Raw genomic sequence first — 16,651 nt, 5'->3', positions numbered from 1 at the left:
TTTTTGCTCAGGAAAGTATTTAAAGTTTCTAAGCCTGTCTCCACCCTCTGCGAGGAAGAAAAAATAACATTTTATGCCCCATCAATGAACATCATTGGGTTTTTTATTGTAAGCTTAAGTTGTTGCCATGGCTATGGCTTTTTCAAGATCAACGGCAACCAGGCGTGATACGCCAGGCTCATGCATCGTAACCCCTGTTAAATGATGTGCCATTTCAATGGCTACTTTATTGTGACTAATAAAGATAAACTGTATTTCATTCGACATTTCTTTTACGAGCTTACAAAATCTTAAAACATTGGTGTCATCTAAAGGGGCGTCGACTTCATCTAACATGCAAAAAGGTGCTGGATTAAGCTGAAAAAAAGAAAAAACGAATGCGATGGCAGTCAATGCTTTTTCTCCTCCTGAAAGGAGATGGATCGTGCTATTTCGTTTTCCAGGGGGTTGTGCCATGATGCAGAGACCGCTGCTTGGCGAATGGGGATCATGGTATTGTAATGAAGCCGTACCCCCTGAAAAAAGTCTGGGAAATAACGTCATAAAATTGTGATTGATTTTGTCAAAGCTTTCTTTAAAACGCATACGGGTTTCTTTATCCATTTTTTGAATAGCAGTGTGTAGTGTTTCTAAGGCTTCACTTAAATCCTGATGTTGTTTTTCTAAGTAATGTTCACGTTCTAAAACAACCTGTTGTTCTTCTAAAGCGGCAAGGTTTACGGCCCCCATGTGCTCAATACGCTGAATGATTTCTGTCAATTTTTTTTCGCATTCAGTGATATCTCTATTCAGTATGGGATTGTCAGATAACAGTTTTTTTAATTCAAATCCTTGTTCTTTTAATTGTTCTTCCAACGTTTTCGATCGGACATGAAGTTCTTGTGAAAACAAGCGTTGTTGTTCTAAGGTATTACGATCAGAATTTAAACGATTTTCCAGTGTGTGTAAGCGTTCTTCAGCGTGTTTAATATGACGTTCAATCGTTTCTAATTGGGTTTTATTTTCTTTCAGTTGTAAATACAACGTATCGCGTTTACTAATAAAAGCATTTAATTGTTGTTGAAGTGAGTCGATGGAGTTTTCTGCGTTCAGTTGATGTTGGAGTTGAATAAGTCGTTGTTCTAATGGATGATACTGTTGTTTTAGATTGGTTAAATGGGTGCATTCCGTTTTTAATTGATGCTGCGTTTCCTGTAAATATAACGCATGTTGATGCAGTTCTTTTTCATGCATTTTAGCAATACGCGCGGATTCATTATAGTGACGTTCTCGTTTTTCCTTATTTTCTAAGTGTTCAAGACGTTGTTTTTCTATTTGTTTGAGTGCGGTATCGGCTATTTTTTTTTCTTTAATGCTTTGCTGAAGTTTTTCTTCTGTCGTTTTATACAGTCTATCGGTTTCTTTTAATTCTTTTTCTAGCTTTAAAAGATGCTGTTGGGCTTGGTTTATTTGAGCGTGTTTGACTTTTTGACGTGCGCTTAAATCAGCCTGTTGAGTAATATAGTCGGCCGATAATTGTTGTTGTAACGTTTGTGCCGCTTCCAATTCATGGAGTTGTTTTTGAAGCTGTTGATAGATCTGTTGTTTATTATCTAGTTGTTCTTGAATAACACGCTGATCAAGGTGTAATTGCGCTATTTCACGTTCACGTTGCAGTAAGCCTGCTTTGTGGTCCGTATGCGCCGTTAGATGAATCCAGTGATTTCCTAAGCAAATTCCCTCACGTGTGATGATGGATTCAAAACTTTTTAATTGAGGAGTATGTTGCATGGCTTCGGAGACGTTTTCGGCAACATAGATTCCCGCAAGTAAATGTTCGAGTGGCCAAGGAGCGGTCAATTTACTGCTGATAGGTGCAAGTGTTAAATGTTTTTGAAAAGCGGTTGCTAAATAATCACAAGGCTTAGATTTTGTCATGAAACTAACAGTATGGGGTGGCGGGTTATTTAAAAAATCATCTAAAGAATCACGATCAGTCAAGCAGACGGCTTGAATATGTTGATTCAAAGCAACTTCTACGGCGCGTTCCCAGCCTGTTTCAACGTGAATCAATTGGGCAAGCCGGGGTTGTTCGATTAAATTATATTTTTTAAACCATTCTAATAAGGTTTCTTCACGTTTACCGAGCGCTTCTTGTTGTAAGGCCATTAATGAAGCATATTCGCCTTGCATGATTTGTTGACGACTTTTTAATTGATCGAGCTCAAGAATAATCTGCTGAAAAGAGCGACGTTTATCAAGAATGTGTTGTGTTATTTGTTGGAGCTGATGTTTGCATTGGGATTGCTTTTCTGAAACAGAAGTGAGCATTTCGTCAAAATTTTCAGGGTTTTTTTCAAATGAAGTGAATCGTTTCGTGTACTCATCGTGCTCTGCTTGTAAATTTTTGATACGTAAACGTAACGTTTCCGATTGCGTTTGATAATCATCCTGTTGTGTTGCAACAAAATGATGGTGTTGTTGGCGTTTAACAAACGCGATTTGAATGGTTTCCCATTGCGTTTGCCAATTTGTATACTGTGTTTTAGCGTGGTTGAGTGAATCTTGGCTTTTTTGTGTATCAGCTTCCCGTTCAGCGTATTGTTGCTGCAGTTCGCTCAGTTTTTGATTGATTTGAATCTGAAGCGCTTCGTGATGTTGACATTGTTGCTCAAGCGCTGTTTTCTTTTGCGTTAAATCAGTCAACTCCTTTTTATTTTGCTGAAGTTGACTCATTTGAGTGCGTAAGTTTTCTTCCGAACGGGTTATTTCATTTCCCAATGTATAATATTCTGTCTGAATGCTATCACAGGTTAGCCTCATTTGGACTTGTTGGTTGCGAAAATGTGTCATTTGTTCGAGCACCTGTTGGTGTTCGTGTTGAGATAGGTTGAGTTGCTCTTCAATCGATTGTATGTTCGCTAATTGAGATTGCAGTTCTTCCTGAAACGTTTGATAACGTAAGGTTTGTAACTGCGCTTTTAGAAAACGTTCTTCTTGTTTCAATGCTTTATAGCGTTCTGCAGTGTTCGCTTGACGTTGTAAGTGCTTCAGTTGTTTACGGAGCTCTTCTTTTAAATCATTTAAACGGTTTAAATTTTCTTGGGTATGCGTTAAACGTAATTCGGTTTCACGACGTCGTTCTTTGTATTTTGAGATACCCGCGGCTTCTTCGATATACGATCGGAGCTCTTCGGGTTTCGCTTCCACGATACGAGAAATCATGCCTTGCTCGATAATGGCATAGCTGCGTGGTCCTAAGCCGGTACCTAAGAAAATATCGCGAATATCCCGTCTTCGGCAACGGGTTCCATTGAGGGAATAGATAGATTGGCCCTCGCGTGTGATTTCACGGCGAATCGAGAGGTGTGCGTAGCTACTGTATTGACCACCGAGGCTCCCATCGGCGTTATCGAAATGAAGCTCGATAGAAGCCCTACCAAGAGGCTTACGCGTATGGCAGCCATTAAATATGACATCATCGAGTGATTCACCCCGTAATTGCTTCGCAGAGCTTTCACCCATCACCCAACGGATGGCGTCAATAATATTTGATTTCCCGCAGCCATTAGGCCCTACAACAGCCGTAAGATTGGTTGGAAATGACACGATGGTGGGGTCAACAAAGGATTTAAACCCCGCTAATTGGATACTTTCAAGACGCATAAGTCATTAATATCAATTCGACAGACAAAAGTATAGCATTTATAGGAAATATAAAAAAAATTGGCTTTTATATCGTTAAAAAGTGAGTGTTTTAATAAAACGAACAGGCAATTGCATTAAAAAAGCCTAAACAGACGATCTCTTGCGAGAAGAACGTGTGTCTAGGCTGCCTGTGTTAAACGCTTTTTTAATATCGGTTGTAACGGTAACCTGAGCTGCCTGCTAATTGACTGCCGGCTACGGCACCCACACCTGCACCAGCGATGGTCGCCACGGTTCTACCTGAACCGCCGCCTATTTGGTTGCCTAAAAGCCCCCCTACAGCAGCGCCACCCAGCCCTCCGGCAACACGTCTTTCATCAGGTGACATCGTATCACAGGCACTGAGGCCGACTAATAAAACGCCTATTAAGACGAATAAATTAACTTTTTTCATACTATACCCCATGGAAATGAAATATTTTTTAATCATTGGATTTATCGTTCTTACAAAAAGTATAGGCAGCAGGTGCGCTAAATACCAGCGATGAACACTAAAATCGTTTAAGATTTATACAATGGACTTCGGTTATAATAACCCTTTTTTCAATCAGGTTGATTTATGCAAAACATCCAATTAAAAATTTTGGATCCACGATTAGGTGAGCAATATCCCTTACCCCACTATGCAACAGAGGGGTCTGCAGGATTAGATTTACGGGCATGCATACACAAGCCATTACCATTAATGCCCAATCAGACGGAGCTCATATCGACCGGCTTAGCTATTTATATCGCACACACGCATTTGGCAGCAGTCATTTTACCGCGTTCGGGTCTCGGTCATAAACATGGTATTGTGCTAGGTAATTTAATCGGTCTCATTGATTCTGATTATCAGGGTGAACTTTTTGTTTCTTGCTGGAATCGCGGACAGACGTGTTTTCATATCGAACCGGGTGATAGAATCGCGCAATTGGTGTTTGTTCCCGTGGTTCGTACCCAATTTGAATTAGTTCAGGAGTTTGTAGAAACCGAACGGGGGGGCCATGGGTTTGGACACTCAGGCATACAATAAGGGTATGCAAATAAAAACGTGTGTAGTGCCGCCATGAAGCGCTGGTAATAAATAATAAATAAAGAGAAAGAAAAATAGAGACTTATTTATTGAGCCAATACAGAATTAATAAAGAAAATCGGTCTCCTATTTTAAGACGTAGAATTTCCACGTGCTAATGCAATTTTAATTGAGGTTCTAAATACTCCTTTTTTGCTCTAAAAATATGGTTGTGCCCGCAGATATTTCAACCATAGTTTTATCTTGTTTTGCGGCATAAATTTTTAGTTTTTTATGTAAAGAAATTGGCAGACGGATTGGCAGATTCTTTTTTATTTCAGACTAGATTTATCTTTAAATGATTGTTTTTTAGGCATAATCTACTTAGTATGTATATGACCTGCTGCTAATTGGTGTAAAATACTAGCGATATAAGTATGGGGTCTCAATCCATGTTCTGCTGCCATTTTTCTAATAACATGCATATCAGCCGTCTGGACACTAACGCTTATTTTCTCTTTTTCCTTGAAGTAATTGGCGGCGGCTTTTTTAGCTAAATTAATCTCTTGTTTTAATTTCTTAGTACTTTTCCATTCACCACGATCAAATGAGTCTGATAATTGTTTCTCTTCATCATCTAGATCAAAAATAGCTTGTCGTTTTCTAGACATACATTATTACTTCTCATTTAGATATTTTTTAGTTGCCTTTCTGCTTGGAAAAATTGTTTTTAAAAAAATATAATTTTTTTCCTTAACAAATGGGACTAAATAAATAAACGAAAGTAGCCTATTATATGCCATTCGATCACTTTTTTGTTATTCTTTATAAATTAACCACCTCTTGGAACTAATATTACCTAAAGAGCTAGCGCTAGGGTTTAAATCTAAATACACGATTTAGCGGAGGCGAAAAAGGCTTTTTCATAATAAAACTAATGTCTTATTCAAAATACCCATTAATTATTACCATTTTAGACATATTCTGATAAACTTCTTTCTACGCAATCACAATAAGGATAACAAGACGTGATAACTATTAAAGTTCAGAAAAAAAGCAAGCCAGATCCGAAAACGACTCCGCCTGGAAAGATTTTCTTGACGTTTATTTCAAAGAATGCATGGAGTTTTTATCCAAAAATTGCAAAGGAAATGGATTGGGGAGTCTCGTATGAAACGTTAGATAATGAACTACAGTCTATTATGACTGATGCAATGGTTGGTAAAACGTTTGTTGATAAACTCATAAAAATCAAATCGCTGAAAGGAACTAATAACAAGTGAAAACTACGATTCACCATCCCCACGACAAATTTTTTAAACGTAATTTAAAGGAAAAAAAGATAGCTATCGATTTCTTAAAGGCTTATTTACCTCAGGAAATTTATAAAATTATAGATATTAATACGCTTCAATTAACTGAAAAAAGCTTTATTGTCCCAGAACTAAAAGAAATTCATAGTGATATTATCTATAAATGCGAAATCAATGGAGAGTGTTCACCAAACTGTGTCATTAATAATTTATCGTAACTGTAAATTTAGCCTGCCATCAAAAAATATCTGCAGTTGAGAAGCAATTAAAGCCCAATTATGCAGGGGCTGGCACCACTTTTCTAGTATTTTTTGACAGGCACAGTAAATTAATTTAAGTAAGGCATTTTCACTGGTAAAAGCCCCTTTATTTTTTGTATATTTGCGTACTTGCCGGTGAAACCCTTCAATAATGTTGGTTGTGTAGATAATACGCCTTAATTCTTCAGGATACTTAAAATACTGGGAAAGCTTATCCCATTGAGTTTGCCAAGACTTAATCACAGCAGGATATTTTTTACCCCATTTTTCATCGAGTTCTAATAGGTGATGCTCGGCTAAGTCCTTGGAACTCGCACGATAAACCAATTTTAAATCAGCCATAAAGGATTTTTGATCTTTGCTGGTCACATACTTTAATGAATGACGGATTTGATGAATCACACAAAGCTGAATTTCTGTCTGGGGGAAAACCTCAGCAATGGCTTCGGGAAAACCTTTTAATCCATCGATGCTGGCAATGAGAATATCCTCAACTCCCCGAGCACGTAAATCATTTAAGACACTTAACCAGAAACGAGAACCTTCATTTTCAGAAAGATACAGCCCTAAAATTTCTTTACGACCCTGGTTGTTAACCCCTAAAACCGAATAAAAAGCACGGCTACTGACTTTACCTTCAATACGTACCTTAAAATGCATGGCATCGAGAAATACGATCGGGTACACAGATTCTAGCGGTCTATTTCGCCATTCCGTTATAACCGGCATTAACTTATCGCTTATCAGGCTTATTTTAGCCGCTGAAACCTCAAGACCATACATATCCGCCAGATGGTCTTGGATCGCCTCATAGCTCATCCCAAGTGCATACAGCGATAGTATTTTGTTATCCAAGGATTCGTTTAAAACCGTTTGACGTTTTTTTACCATTTGCGGTTCAAACGTTCCTAGACGGTCTCGGGGTGTTTCCAGCTCAAAACTTTCTGTCTCCGTTTTTAATACTTTACTTGTTTTTCCATTGCGTCGGTTCGATAACTCAGGCGTTTTCGATTCTGATAATAAATGGGATTCTAATTCACCTTCTAACGACGCTTCGATAATTTGTTTTATTAACGGCGTTAATATTCCGTCTTTTCCTGTTAACGATTCTCCTGATTTTAGTCGGGCTATCGCTTCAGCTTCAAATTCTTTACTCAGTATCGCTTGTTTCATGTCAACTCCTAAAATTCTTAATTTAGTTTAGCGTTGACACAGTTCCTTGAATACTCCCAATCAATGAGAAATCAGGCTACCTTTTTTTCCTAGTAGAGCATGAGTCAACGGCTAACGATGAGTTAATGGCTTTTCGTTTACTTCACTATATTGTTTCTCTCAGCCACGAACACCTTCAACAAGGGCATAAAAAACTACCCATTATTTTGCCATTATGTATTTATCATGGCGAAGTGTCGCCTTATCCACATTCCACAGACCTTTATGACAACTTTGAAGACTCTGAATTAGCACGTAAAGTCGCTTTCAAGCCATTTAAGCTGATAGACCTTACTGTCCCTATCAGATGAGGAAATTAGCCAGCATGGCCTTCTTTCCCTCATGGAAATGTTATTTAAACACCATCGGGATAAGAATTTTCTATCAATTATGCGGAAAATGCTCAAAACTCAGCTTGTGCAAAATGTAATCAAACAGCTTAATATTTCCTATCTGAGTGATATGCTAAACTATGTGTTATCAACGACTCAAGATGAAACTGAACCACAAGCAGATAGGGTATTAATTAAGGAGTTAGTAGGAGCCTTCCCCCAACAAACTGAGGTTATTATGACATTCGCACAACAACTTGAACAAAGAGGCCTACAGCAGGGCCTACAGCAAGGTCGGCAAGAAGGAGAGTACTGTAAAGCAATTAATATTGCTAAAAAAATGTTAGCTAAACGAATTAATTCTTCACTTATCAAAGAAATAACGGGTCTATCCGATCAGGATTTACTGATTCTAGAAGAGTAGCCATTTTTTTCTCACTATTTAATAGGGTATTATGGCCCTTGCGTAGCTACTAGAACAAAAAGGCCTAAAAAATGGCCTTAAAAAAAGAAGGCGAGCACCGTAAGGTTATTGCTATTGCGGCTATTGCTCAAAAATCTTCTAGTTGAAGGCAGCTCTAGGAGCTGTCCAAAAGTTAACTGTCCTTTCTGAAGAAGAAATTATGGCTTTGGTGGACAAACATTAAAAGCGAAGCTTGAAACCTGTAAATAAAATTGTGTACGTGATGCTATGTGCTCTATAAAGACATGAAAGCCGTTGCCGCCACAAAACGGTTTGCTGACTCTACATAAAGGTTAACCGAATGGCAGGCTGTGTTTAATAACTAAAAAGAAATGGGAGGCAATTAAAAAAGTTAAATTAATCGGTATTTAAACAGATATATTTAATTTCTAAATAATCTTCAATACCATATTTTGAACCTTCCCGACCCATGCCGGATTGTTTAAAACCACCAAAAGGAGCAACTTCATTCGATGTACGCCCCGTATTGACGCCAACAATTCCATAGTCAAGTGCTTGTGTGACGCGGATAATGCGGTCAACATTTTTGGTATAAAAATAAGCAGCAAGTCCGTATAGAGTGTCATTGGCCCACTCAATCACTTCTTTTTCTTTCGAGAACCGAAATAACGCAGCCACCGGTCCAAAGGTTTCTTCTTGAGCAATGAGCATGTCTTTTGAACAATTTTTCAATAAAGTAGGCTGAAAAAAATTGCCGCCTAAAGCATGCTTTTTGCCTCCACACATCAGTTCGGCACCTTTATCAAGTGCATCCGCAATATGTTTTTCTACTTTCTTAATAGCCGCTGAATTGATTAAAGGACCGATTTGAACCTGTGGTTCTTGGCCATTTCCTACATTTAATTGTTGAATAGCGTGTGTCAATTTTTTTGTAAACGATTCATACATTTTTTCATGAATATAAAAACGATTGGTACAAATGCAGGTTTGACCACTATTACGAAATTTTGACGCCACTGCACCTTGGATGGCTTGATCACTATCCGCATCTTCAAACACAATAAACGGTGCATTTCCACCTAATTCTAACGATATTTTTTTGATGGAATGCGCTGCTTTTTGCATGAGTAATCGACCAATAGCGGTTGAACCGGTGAATGAAAGTTTGCGTATGACAGGGTTGTCTGTAAAGTGATTGCCAATCAATTCAGAATCACCGGTGACAATGTTCAATACACCGGGAGGAATTCCGGCTTTTTCAGCAAGTACTCCGAGCGCTAAAGCGGAGAAAGGAGTGAGTGTTGAAGGTTTAAGTACTAGTGTACAACCTGCTGCTAAAGCCGGCGCACACTTACGTGTTATCATGGCGTTGGGAAAATTCCAAGGCGTTATTGCAGCGACGACACCGATGGCTTGCTTGTTAACAAACAAATGTTGTTGGGGTAAACCTGCCGGTATAATATCACCGTAAATGCGTTTGGCTTCTTCCGCGAACCATTGAATAAACGATGCGCCATAGCGAATTTCTTCTTGGGCTTCACTGAAGGGCTTACCTTGTTCTATCGTGAGTAACAACGCTAAGTCATCACTATTTTCTAAAATAAGCGTATACCACTGATGCAGTAATTCACTGCGTTCCTTGGCTGTTTTAGACATCCAGCGTGGCAAGGCTGCTTCGGCTGCAGTCACAGCGTGTTGGAGATGAGTGCTTTCCAAATCGGGAACCGTTCCAATGATTTCCAGTGTTGCAGGGTTATTCACAGTTATATTTTTTGGGGTGGTGATCCATTTTCCATTGATATAACACTGTTGCTGAAAAAGAGAAGGGTTTTTTAATTTCATCATCGGATCCTATTGCGTTTTAAGCGGTTTGTTTACGGGTTCAATCGTGACTTGTAATAAACGGATGACACGATTATCGGCACGTAAAACTTTAAAATGAAACGGATAAATCGTTGTACTCGCGCCCCGCTTGGGTAAATATCCAAAACGATTCGCAATAACACCGCCTATGGTATCAAATTGATCGGTTTCTAAATGAGAATTAAAAAACGCATTGAAGGCTTCAATGGGCATTATGGCTTTTACAATAAATTGATGGGGAGTTTGTTCTTGAATAAAAATTTCTTCGTCCGTATCGTGTTCATCCTCAATTTCACCGACGATTTCTTCTAAAACATCTTCAATGGTGACGAGACCCGATGCAGCACCATATTCATCAACGACAATCGCCATGTGATAATGTTTACGTTGAAATTCTTTGAGTAAACTGTCTAAGCGCTTACTTTCAGGTATAAATACAACAGGGCGTAAAATAGTATGGATATTAAAATCGTTTTGAGAAAGCGGGTTGTATTTGAGTAGATCTTTTGCCATGAGTAAGCCAATGACCTGCCTTTCGTCATTAATGACGGGAAAACGCGAATGAGCCGATTCAATAACCAGTGGAAGTATTTCAGATAACGGCGCTTTTGCAGAAATAGCAGTGATTTTAGCATGAGGAATCATAATATCTCTTACCTGACTGTCCGAGATTTGTAATACCCCTTCGAGCATTTTGAGTGCTTGTGAATTAAGTAAGTTGCGTTGTTTGGCGTAATGCAATAATTCAATGAGTTGCTTTCTATTTTTAGGAGCTTGTTTGAAGACATTAAAACGTGAAAACCAAGATTGACGATTTTTTTTAAACTTAATTTTATCGTCAGATATAGGGGTTTTCATAACCTAATTCCTTTAATAATTGGATCTCAAGGGTTTCCATTTTCACCGCTTCATGACGATGTGCATGATCATAACCTATCAGATGCAAACAACCATGAATAATAAGGTGCGCCCAATGCGCTAAACGTGTTTTTTGCTGTTGTTTGGCCTCTTGGTTAATGTGTGTTGCACAGAGGACTAAATCGCCTAAAAAAGGTGAAGTGACTTGGGGTGGTGGTTCAAAAGGAAACGATAAAATGTTGGTCGCCCCTTTTTTATGTCGATACAGCGTATTGAGTTTCGCACTTTCTTTTTGAGTAACCAGCCGTATATTCACGATGTTATTTTCAGTTTGACCGGATAAGGCCGTATGAACCCACCGTTTAAGAAAGTAACGACTGGGAATAAACGAGTTTCTCACCCTGATTTGAAGTGTGATTTTAATCCGTTTTTCGTTGATTTTCGTTTTGTGCATAGGCCTGTAATATGGCTTGTACTAAGGTATGCCTCACAATATCGTGCATTTCAAATTGAGTAAAACTAATCCCTTTGATATTTTTTAAAAAGGTTAAACAATGACATAAACCGGATTCTTGGCCCCGCGGCAAGTCGGTTTGTGTCGTATCACCACTGACAACCACTTTGGAATTAAAACCAATGCGTGTCAAAAACATTTTCATTTGTTCTTTGGTTGTATTTTGTGCTTCATCTAAAATAATAAAGGCATCATTTAACGTGCGACCGCGCATATACGCTAAAGGGACTACTTCGATAACATGTTGTTCAACCAGTTGCATAACTAGATCAAAACCCAGCATATCATTTAATGCGTCGTAAAGCGGTCGAAAATAAGGATCGAGTTTTTGAGAAAAATCACCGGGTAAAAAACCTAATTTTTCACCGGCTTCAACAGCAGGTCTAACGAGAATAACACGGCTAATTTGTTCCTTCTCGAGCGCGGACACGGCACAGGCGACGGCCAAGTAAGTTTTACCGGTTCCTGCGGGGCCTAAACCAAAATTGATATCATGTTTTAAAATGCGATCAAGATATAAAGCTTGATTGGGGCTATGCGGTTTAATGGGCCCTTGTTTGGTTTGAATGACTATTCCAGGTGTTTTCGTTGCTTCGAACGTCATTGTGGGATCCGTTTGAGCTGTTTGTAACACCAGGTGGATCGTATTCGAAGTGAGCGCAGTTTTAGTTCCTGTTTCTTCGTAAAGATGATGTAAAACCTTTGCGGCCATTTCGACAGCGGAATGAGAACCATTAATTTGAAAGTCATGCCCACGATTGTAAATATAAACGTTGAGTTTTTGTTCAATTTGACGTAAATGCTGATCGAATGGACCACAAAGATTCGCTAGACGATGATTATCTTCAGGCATCAGTTGAAAGGTATAGGCGTTCGTATTCAATGGACTCTGTGCTCTCCTCGTAAAGAGTTTCTTAATACCTCAGTAATTGTAATAGGTACTAATTGACCAATCCAATGTAGTGGACCCTTAAAATTAACGACACGGTTGTTTTCTGTACGTCCTTGGAGCTCCTCTTTATTTTTTTTAGAAGGGCCTTCCACTAATATGGGCTGAATCGTACCACACATTTTTTTACTGAGGGTCTGTCCTTGAAATACTAGGAGATTTTGCAGAATCTGTAAACGTTGTTTTTTGGTAGCAAGCGATACACTATCAGGAAGTTCTGCAGCAGGGGTGCCTGGCCTGCGGCTATAAATAAAGCTAAATGAATGATCAAAACCGATGGATTCGACTAATTGAAGTGTGGCGCGAAAATCAGCCTCCGTTTCCCCGGGAAAGCCGACAATAAAATCGGATGAGAAAGCGATAGTGGGTCGGACTTGACGTAATTGACGGAGTTTAGATTTGAATTCGAGTACCGTATAACCGCGTTTCATGGCGGCTAAAATTTTGTCAGATCCACTTTGCACCGGTAAATGTAAATGATTCGCTAATTTGGGTATATCCGCATACGCTTGAATGAGTCGATCTGAAAAAGCGAGGGGGTGAGAGGTTGTAAAGCGTATTCGTAAAATGTCATCGATAGCGGCAATATAACGAATTAAATCCGCTAAATCGGCAGTGCCGCCTTCAAAGCGAGGACCCTGGTAATCGTTAACGTTTTGTCCTAACAAAGTAATTTCACGAACACCTTGCTGACTCAGGTGGACGACTTCCGCGAGGACGTCATCCAACGGTCGACTTATTTCTTCGCCGCGTGTATAAGGGACAACACAAAAACTGCAATATTTATTGCATCCTTCCATAATAGAGACTAAAGCGCGGGGACCTTCGGCGCGAGGTTCAGGTAAGTTATCAAATTTTTCGATTTCAGGAAAAGAAATATCGACGATAGGCTGTTTTTTTTCTAACACGTCATTAATCATATCCGGAAGTCGATGTAATGTTTGAGGTCCGAATACAATGTCCACAAAGGGTGCGCGCGAAATAATCGCAGAGCCTTCTTGACTGGCAACACAACCCCCTATCGCAATAATAATATCACGACGCAACGATTTAATTTTTCGCCATTGCCCAAGCTGAGAAAACACTTTTTCTTGTGCTTTTTCACGAATAGAACAGGTATTCAAAACAATGACATCCGCTTCGTTAGGATTCGATGTTAAACACAATCCATGTGAATGATGTAACAGATTATAGAGACTATCCGAATCATATACATTCATTTGACAACCATGTGTCTCAATATAAATTTTCTTTAAACGCATAAATTTTTTAGTGATCGAGTTTTTCTTTTAACAACTGATTCAGTTGTTGTGGGTTTAGTTTTCCGCCCGAGGCTTTCATAACCTGGCCGACAAAAAAACCAAATAGTTTATCTTTTCCAGCTTTATATTCGGCTAATTGCTGAGGATGTTTTTCTAAAATTTCATCAATCATTTTCGAGATAGCGGTGTGATCCGTGACTTGACGTAAATTTTTTTCTTTAATAATTTGATCGCTTGTTTTATCGCTATTCCATAAAGCTTCAAATACATTTTTCGCAATATTACTCGACAGCGTCTGATCGGCAATACGGTGCAATAAACCGGCAAATCGTTTCGGACTGAGCGGTGATTCATGAATCGTTAAATTTGCTTTATTCAGCGCGGCAGCCAGTTCACCCATGATCCAATTGGCTGCTAGTTTAGCGGGTACTTTTTCGTTAACCACCGCTTCAAAATAATCAGCAAGTCCGCGTGTTGCGGTGAGTAAACTTGCATCGTAAGCACTCAGCTGATAGTCCTTTTGGAAGCGTATCCATTTTTTTTGAGGTAATTCAGGTAAACTCTGGTTGATTTTTTCTATCCACTCTGCAGAAAGGGAGACGGGACATAAATCAGGGTCTGTAAAGTAACGATAATCTTTTGCATCTTCTTTACTTCGCATGGAACGCGTTTCTTGTTGATCCGTATCATATAAACGCGTTTCTTGAATGATGTGCCCGCCGTTTTCTAAGACGTTAATTTGACGTTCAATTTCGTATTGAATTGCTTTTTCGACAAAACGAAAGGAGTTTAAATTTTTAATTTCAACGCGTTGACCCCACGTTTTTTGATGTACTTTCCGTACAGAGACATTTGCGTCACAGCGAAAAGAACCTTCTTGTAAATTACCATCAGAGATATCCAGATAACGCACTAAACTGTGTAAGGTTTTAAGATAGATAACAGCTTCTTGGGGCGAGGTTAAATCAGGCTCTGAAACGATTTCTAGCAAAGGGGTTCCTGCGCGATTCAAATCGATGCCGGTCATGTTTTCGAATCCTTCATGAAAAGATTTACCGGCATCTTCCTCTAAATGAGCACGTGTAATACGAATCGTTTTTTGTTCGCCCTGATCTAAATGTATCGTTATTTGACCTCGTCCAACAATGGGATATTCATGTTGACTAATTTGATAACCTTTTGGAAGATCAGGATAAAAATAATTTTTGCGTGAAAAAACGGAGTAATGAGGAATGTCTGCTTTAATACTTAAACCAAACTTAACGGCCATCCTCACTGCTTCAGCATTTAAAACAGGGAGGACGCCAGGTAATGCCAAATCGATTGCACAGGCTTGTGAATTAGGGTTTGCACCGTAAGCGGTTGCTGCGCCTGAAAAGAGTTTTGATTGCGTTGATAATTGAACATGTACTTCAAGCCCGATAACAGGCTCCCATGCATCGCCTGTTGCACGTTTTTGAAAAGGTACGCTTTTTTTGTTTAATTGAGATTCGTCAAGCATAGCTGAGTTCATCGTGTGTAGTTCTCCGGTGTTTTTTTATGCCAATTCGTTTCCTGTTGATAACGGTGCGCGACATTCAGTAATTTGGCTTCTGAAAAAGGACGACCAATCAGCTGCATTCCTAAAGGAAGGTTGTCAATAAATCCTGCGGGGATGGAAATAGCGGGTAGACCAGCCAAATTGACAGCAATCGTATAGATGTCGGATAAATACATACTCACCGGATCGTTCGTTTTTTCACCCAGTTTAAATGCGGTTGTTGGTGTCGTGGGTCCTAATAGAATATCAACATTTTGAAAAGCGTCTTCAAATTCTTGAATTAACAGTGCACGAATTTTTTGCGCTTTCACATAGTAAGCATCGTAAGAATCGGCCGATAAAACATAAGTGCCCATTAACAGTCGACGTTTGACTTCATTGCCAAATCCTTCCCCACGGGTTCGTTCATAAAGGTCATTTAAATCAACTGGATTATTGCAACGATAACCATAGCGCACGCCATCATAGCGCGCGAGATTCGAAGAACATTCAGCGGAAGCAATAATATAATAAGGGGGAATGACCAGTGGACAGTTCGGCAGACTCACAGCGCTAATTTTTGCACCTAATTGCTCATAGCATTTTATAGCTGTTTCAATCGTTGTGGCAACGCTCGGATCAAGAGCGTCTGAAAAATATTCTTTAGGCAAGCCAATTCTTAAACCGTCCAGTGAATCATTGAGTGTTAATCGGTAATCAGGCACAGGGCAATCGATGCTGGTTGAATCTTTTTCATCAAAACCGGCCATAACATTCATGAGTAGCGCGGCATCTTCTGCAGTGTGGGTCATGGGACCGGCTTGATCAAGACTGGAAGCAAACGCAATGAGCCCATAGCGTGAAACGCGACCATACGTTGGCTTAAGTCCCGTGAGGTTACACAGCGCTGCAGGTTGTCGTATGGAACCACCGGTGTCTGTGCCGGTTGCTGCAGGCGTTAAACGCGCTGCAACTGCCGCACTCGAACCGCCAGAAGACCCGCCAGGCACCCGTGAAATGTCCCAAGGATTTTTAACGGAACCGTAAAAACTATTTTCGTTGGATGATCCCATAGCAAACTCATCCATGTTGGTTTTTCCTAAGAGTACAGTTCCTGCTTGTTTCAAAGCGTGGACCAATGTGGCGTCATAGGGAGGGATGAAATACGCTAACATTTTAGAGGCACAACTGGTTTCAATCCCTTTTGTGCAAAAAATATCTTTATGCGCAATAGGAATACCAGTTAAAGGTCCTGCGCGACCTTTGTGATAGCAAAGGTCCGCTTGTTGCGCCTGTTCAAGCGCACTTGCGTGAGTGACACGAATAAAACTATTGAACGTTTTATCATAGTGATCAATCCGTGTTAAAAAATGTTGAGTTAATTCAGTACTTGATATTTTTTTGGCATGAAGCGCAGCGGATAATTCAGTGAGTGTGTGGTGGTGCATCATTATTAATCTCTAA

Annotated in this window: 16 protein-coding genes; 5 read left to right on the top strand and 11 right to left on the bottom strand. The window is 39.5% G+C overall.

Annotated features, from left to right (window positions below; translation table 11 throughout):
- Positions 1-114: 114 nt before the first annotated feature.
- Entirely contained in the window at positions 115-3,645 is a 3,531-nt protein-coding gene (gene smc / locus RICGR_RS04570; protein ID WP_006035421.1) for a chromosome segregation protein SMC, read from the bottom strand.
- 187 nt (positions 3,646-3,832) lie between these two features.
- A complete protein-coding gene (locus RICGR_RS07510) occupies positions 3,833-4,081 on the bottom strand; it encodes a glycine zipper 2TM domain-containing protein (protein ID WP_143549608.1) in 249 nt (82 codons plus the stop codon).
- A gap of 165 nt (positions 4,082-4,246) precedes the next feature.
- On the opposite strand from RICGR_RS07510, the gene dut reads away from it, so the two are divergent.
- Positions 4,247-4,702, top strand: coding sequence for a dUTP diphosphatase (dut, locus tag RICGR_RS04560; RefSeq protein ID WP_006035574.1), 456 nt, complete (start codon positions 4,247-4,249; stop codon positions 4,700-4,702).
- 359 nt (positions 4,703-5,061) lie between these two features.
- Here dut and RICGR_RS04555 read toward each other — a convergent pair whose 3' ends face one another.
- Positions 5,062-5,352 carry a hypothetical protein gene (locus tag RICGR_RS04555; RefSeq protein WP_006035289.1) on the bottom strand — a complete coding sequence of 97 codons (291 nt, stop codon included), beginning with the start codon at positions 5,350-5,352 and terminating at the stop codon, positions 5,062-5,064.
- A gap of 357 nt (positions 5,353-5,709) precedes the next feature.
- On the opposite strand from RICGR_RS04555, the gene RICGR_RS04550 reads away from it, so the two are divergent.
- Together RICGR_RS04550 and RICGR_RS04545 are read left to right on the top strand one after the other, a co-directional pair.
- Positions 5,710-5,964 carry a hypothetical protein gene (locus RICGR_RS04550; RefSeq protein ID WP_040615174.1) on the top strand — a complete coding sequence of 85 codons (255 nt, stop codon included), beginning with the start codon at positions 5,710-5,712 and terminating at the stop codon, positions 5,962-5,964.
- On the top strand, positions 5,961-6,212 hold the full coding sequence (locus tag RICGR_RS04545; RefSeq protein ID WP_006035611.1) for an Rpn family recombination-promoting nuclease/putative transposase: 252 nt from the start codon (positions 5,961-5,963) through the stop codon (positions 6,210-6,212). Before RICGR_RS04550 ends, RICGR_RS04545 begins: the two co-directional genes overlap by 4 nt.
- On the opposite strand, the gene RICGR_RS04540 is transcribed toward RICGR_RS04545, so the two are convergent.
- Positions 6,204-7,427 carry an IS256 family transposase gene (locus RICGR_RS04540; protein WP_006034850.1) on the bottom strand — a complete coding sequence of 408 codons (1,224 nt, stop codon included), beginning with the start codon at positions 7,425-7,427 and terminating at the stop codon, positions 6,204-6,206. The two genes, RICGR_RS04545 and RICGR_RS04540, sit on opposite strands and share 9 nt — an antisense overlap.
- Positions 7,428-7,477: 50 nt before the next feature.
- Here RICGR_RS04540 and RICGR_RS07960 point away from each other — a divergent pair, with 50 nt between their 5' ends.
- Together RICGR_RS07960 and RICGR_RS07955 are read left to right on the top strand one after the other, a co-directional pair.
- Entirely contained in the window at positions 7,478-7,777 is a 300-nt protein-coding gene (locus RICGR_RS07960; RefSeq protein WP_338049523.1) for an Rpn family recombination-promoting nuclease/putative transposase, read from the top strand.
- Between the two features lie 79 nt (positions 7,778-7,856).
- Complete coding sequence (locus RICGR_RS07955; RefSeq protein WP_240992225.1) at positions 7,857-8,222, top strand: RpnC/YadD family protein; 366 nt, start codon at positions 7,857-7,859, stop codon at positions 8,220-8,222.
- Between the two features lie 396 nt (positions 8,223-8,618).
- Here RICGR_RS07955 and RICGR_RS04530 read toward each other — a convergent pair whose 3' ends face one another.
- From RICGR_RS04530 to gatA, 7 genes are read right to left on the bottom strand one after another with little or no spacing between them, the layout of a single operon-like run.
- Entirely contained in the window at positions 8,619-10,067 is a 1,449-nt protein-coding gene (locus tag RICGR_RS04530; protein WP_240992224.1) for an NAD-dependent succinate-semialdehyde dehydrogenase, read from the bottom strand.
- Between the two features lie 6 nt (positions 10,068-10,073).
- A complete protein-coding gene (locus RICGR_RS04525) occupies positions 10,074-10,943 on the bottom strand; it encodes an HlyC/CorC family transporter (protein WP_006034951.1) in 870 nt (289 codons plus the stop codon).
- Entirely contained in the window at positions 10,924-11,397 is a 474-nt protein-coding gene (gene ybeY, locus RICGR_RS04520) for an rRNA maturation RNase YbeY (protein ID WP_006035653.1), read from the bottom strand. The genes RICGR_RS04525 and ybeY overlap by 20 nt, the downstream gene beginning before the upstream one ends.
- Complete coding sequence (locus RICGR_RS04515) at positions 11,363-12,340, bottom strand: PhoH family protein (RefSeq protein WP_006035953.1); 978 nt, start codon at positions 12,338-12,340, stop codon at positions 11,363-11,365. Before RICGR_RS04515 ends, ybeY begins: the two co-directional genes overlap by 35 nt.
- Positions 12,337-13,668 (bottom strand): tRNA (N6-isopentenyl adenosine(37)-C2)-methylthiotransferase MiaB, encoded by a 1,332-nt coding sequence (miaB, locus tag RICGR_RS04510; RefSeq protein ID WP_006035186.1) that lies wholly within the window; start codon positions 13,666-13,668, stop codon positions 12,337-12,339. Before miaB ends, RICGR_RS04515 begins: the two co-directional genes overlap by 4 nt.
- 7 nt (positions 13,669-13,675) lie before the next feature.
- On the bottom strand, positions 13,676-15,169 hold the full coding sequence (gatB, locus tag RICGR_RS04505) for an Asp-tRNA(Asn)/Glu-tRNA(Gln) amidotransferase subunit GatB (RefSeq protein WP_006035852.1): 1,494 nt from the start codon (positions 15,167-15,169) through the stop codon (positions 13,676-13,678).
- 8 nt (positions 15,170-15,177) lie between these two features.
- Entirely contained in the window at positions 15,178-16,635 is a 1,458-nt protein-coding gene (gatA, locus tag RICGR_RS04500) for an Asp-tRNA(Asn)/Glu-tRNA(Gln) amidotransferase subunit GatA (protein WP_040615532.1), read from the bottom strand.
- Positions 16,636-16,651 lie beyond the last annotated feature (16 nt).

Source organism: Rickettsiella grylli, from assembly GCF_000168295.1.
Lineage (GTDB): Bacteria > Pseudomonadota > Gammaproteobacteria > Diplorickettsiales > Diplorickettsiaceae > Aquirickettsiella > Aquirickettsiella grylli.
This window is presented reverse-complemented; position numbering and strand designations above follow the sequence as displayed.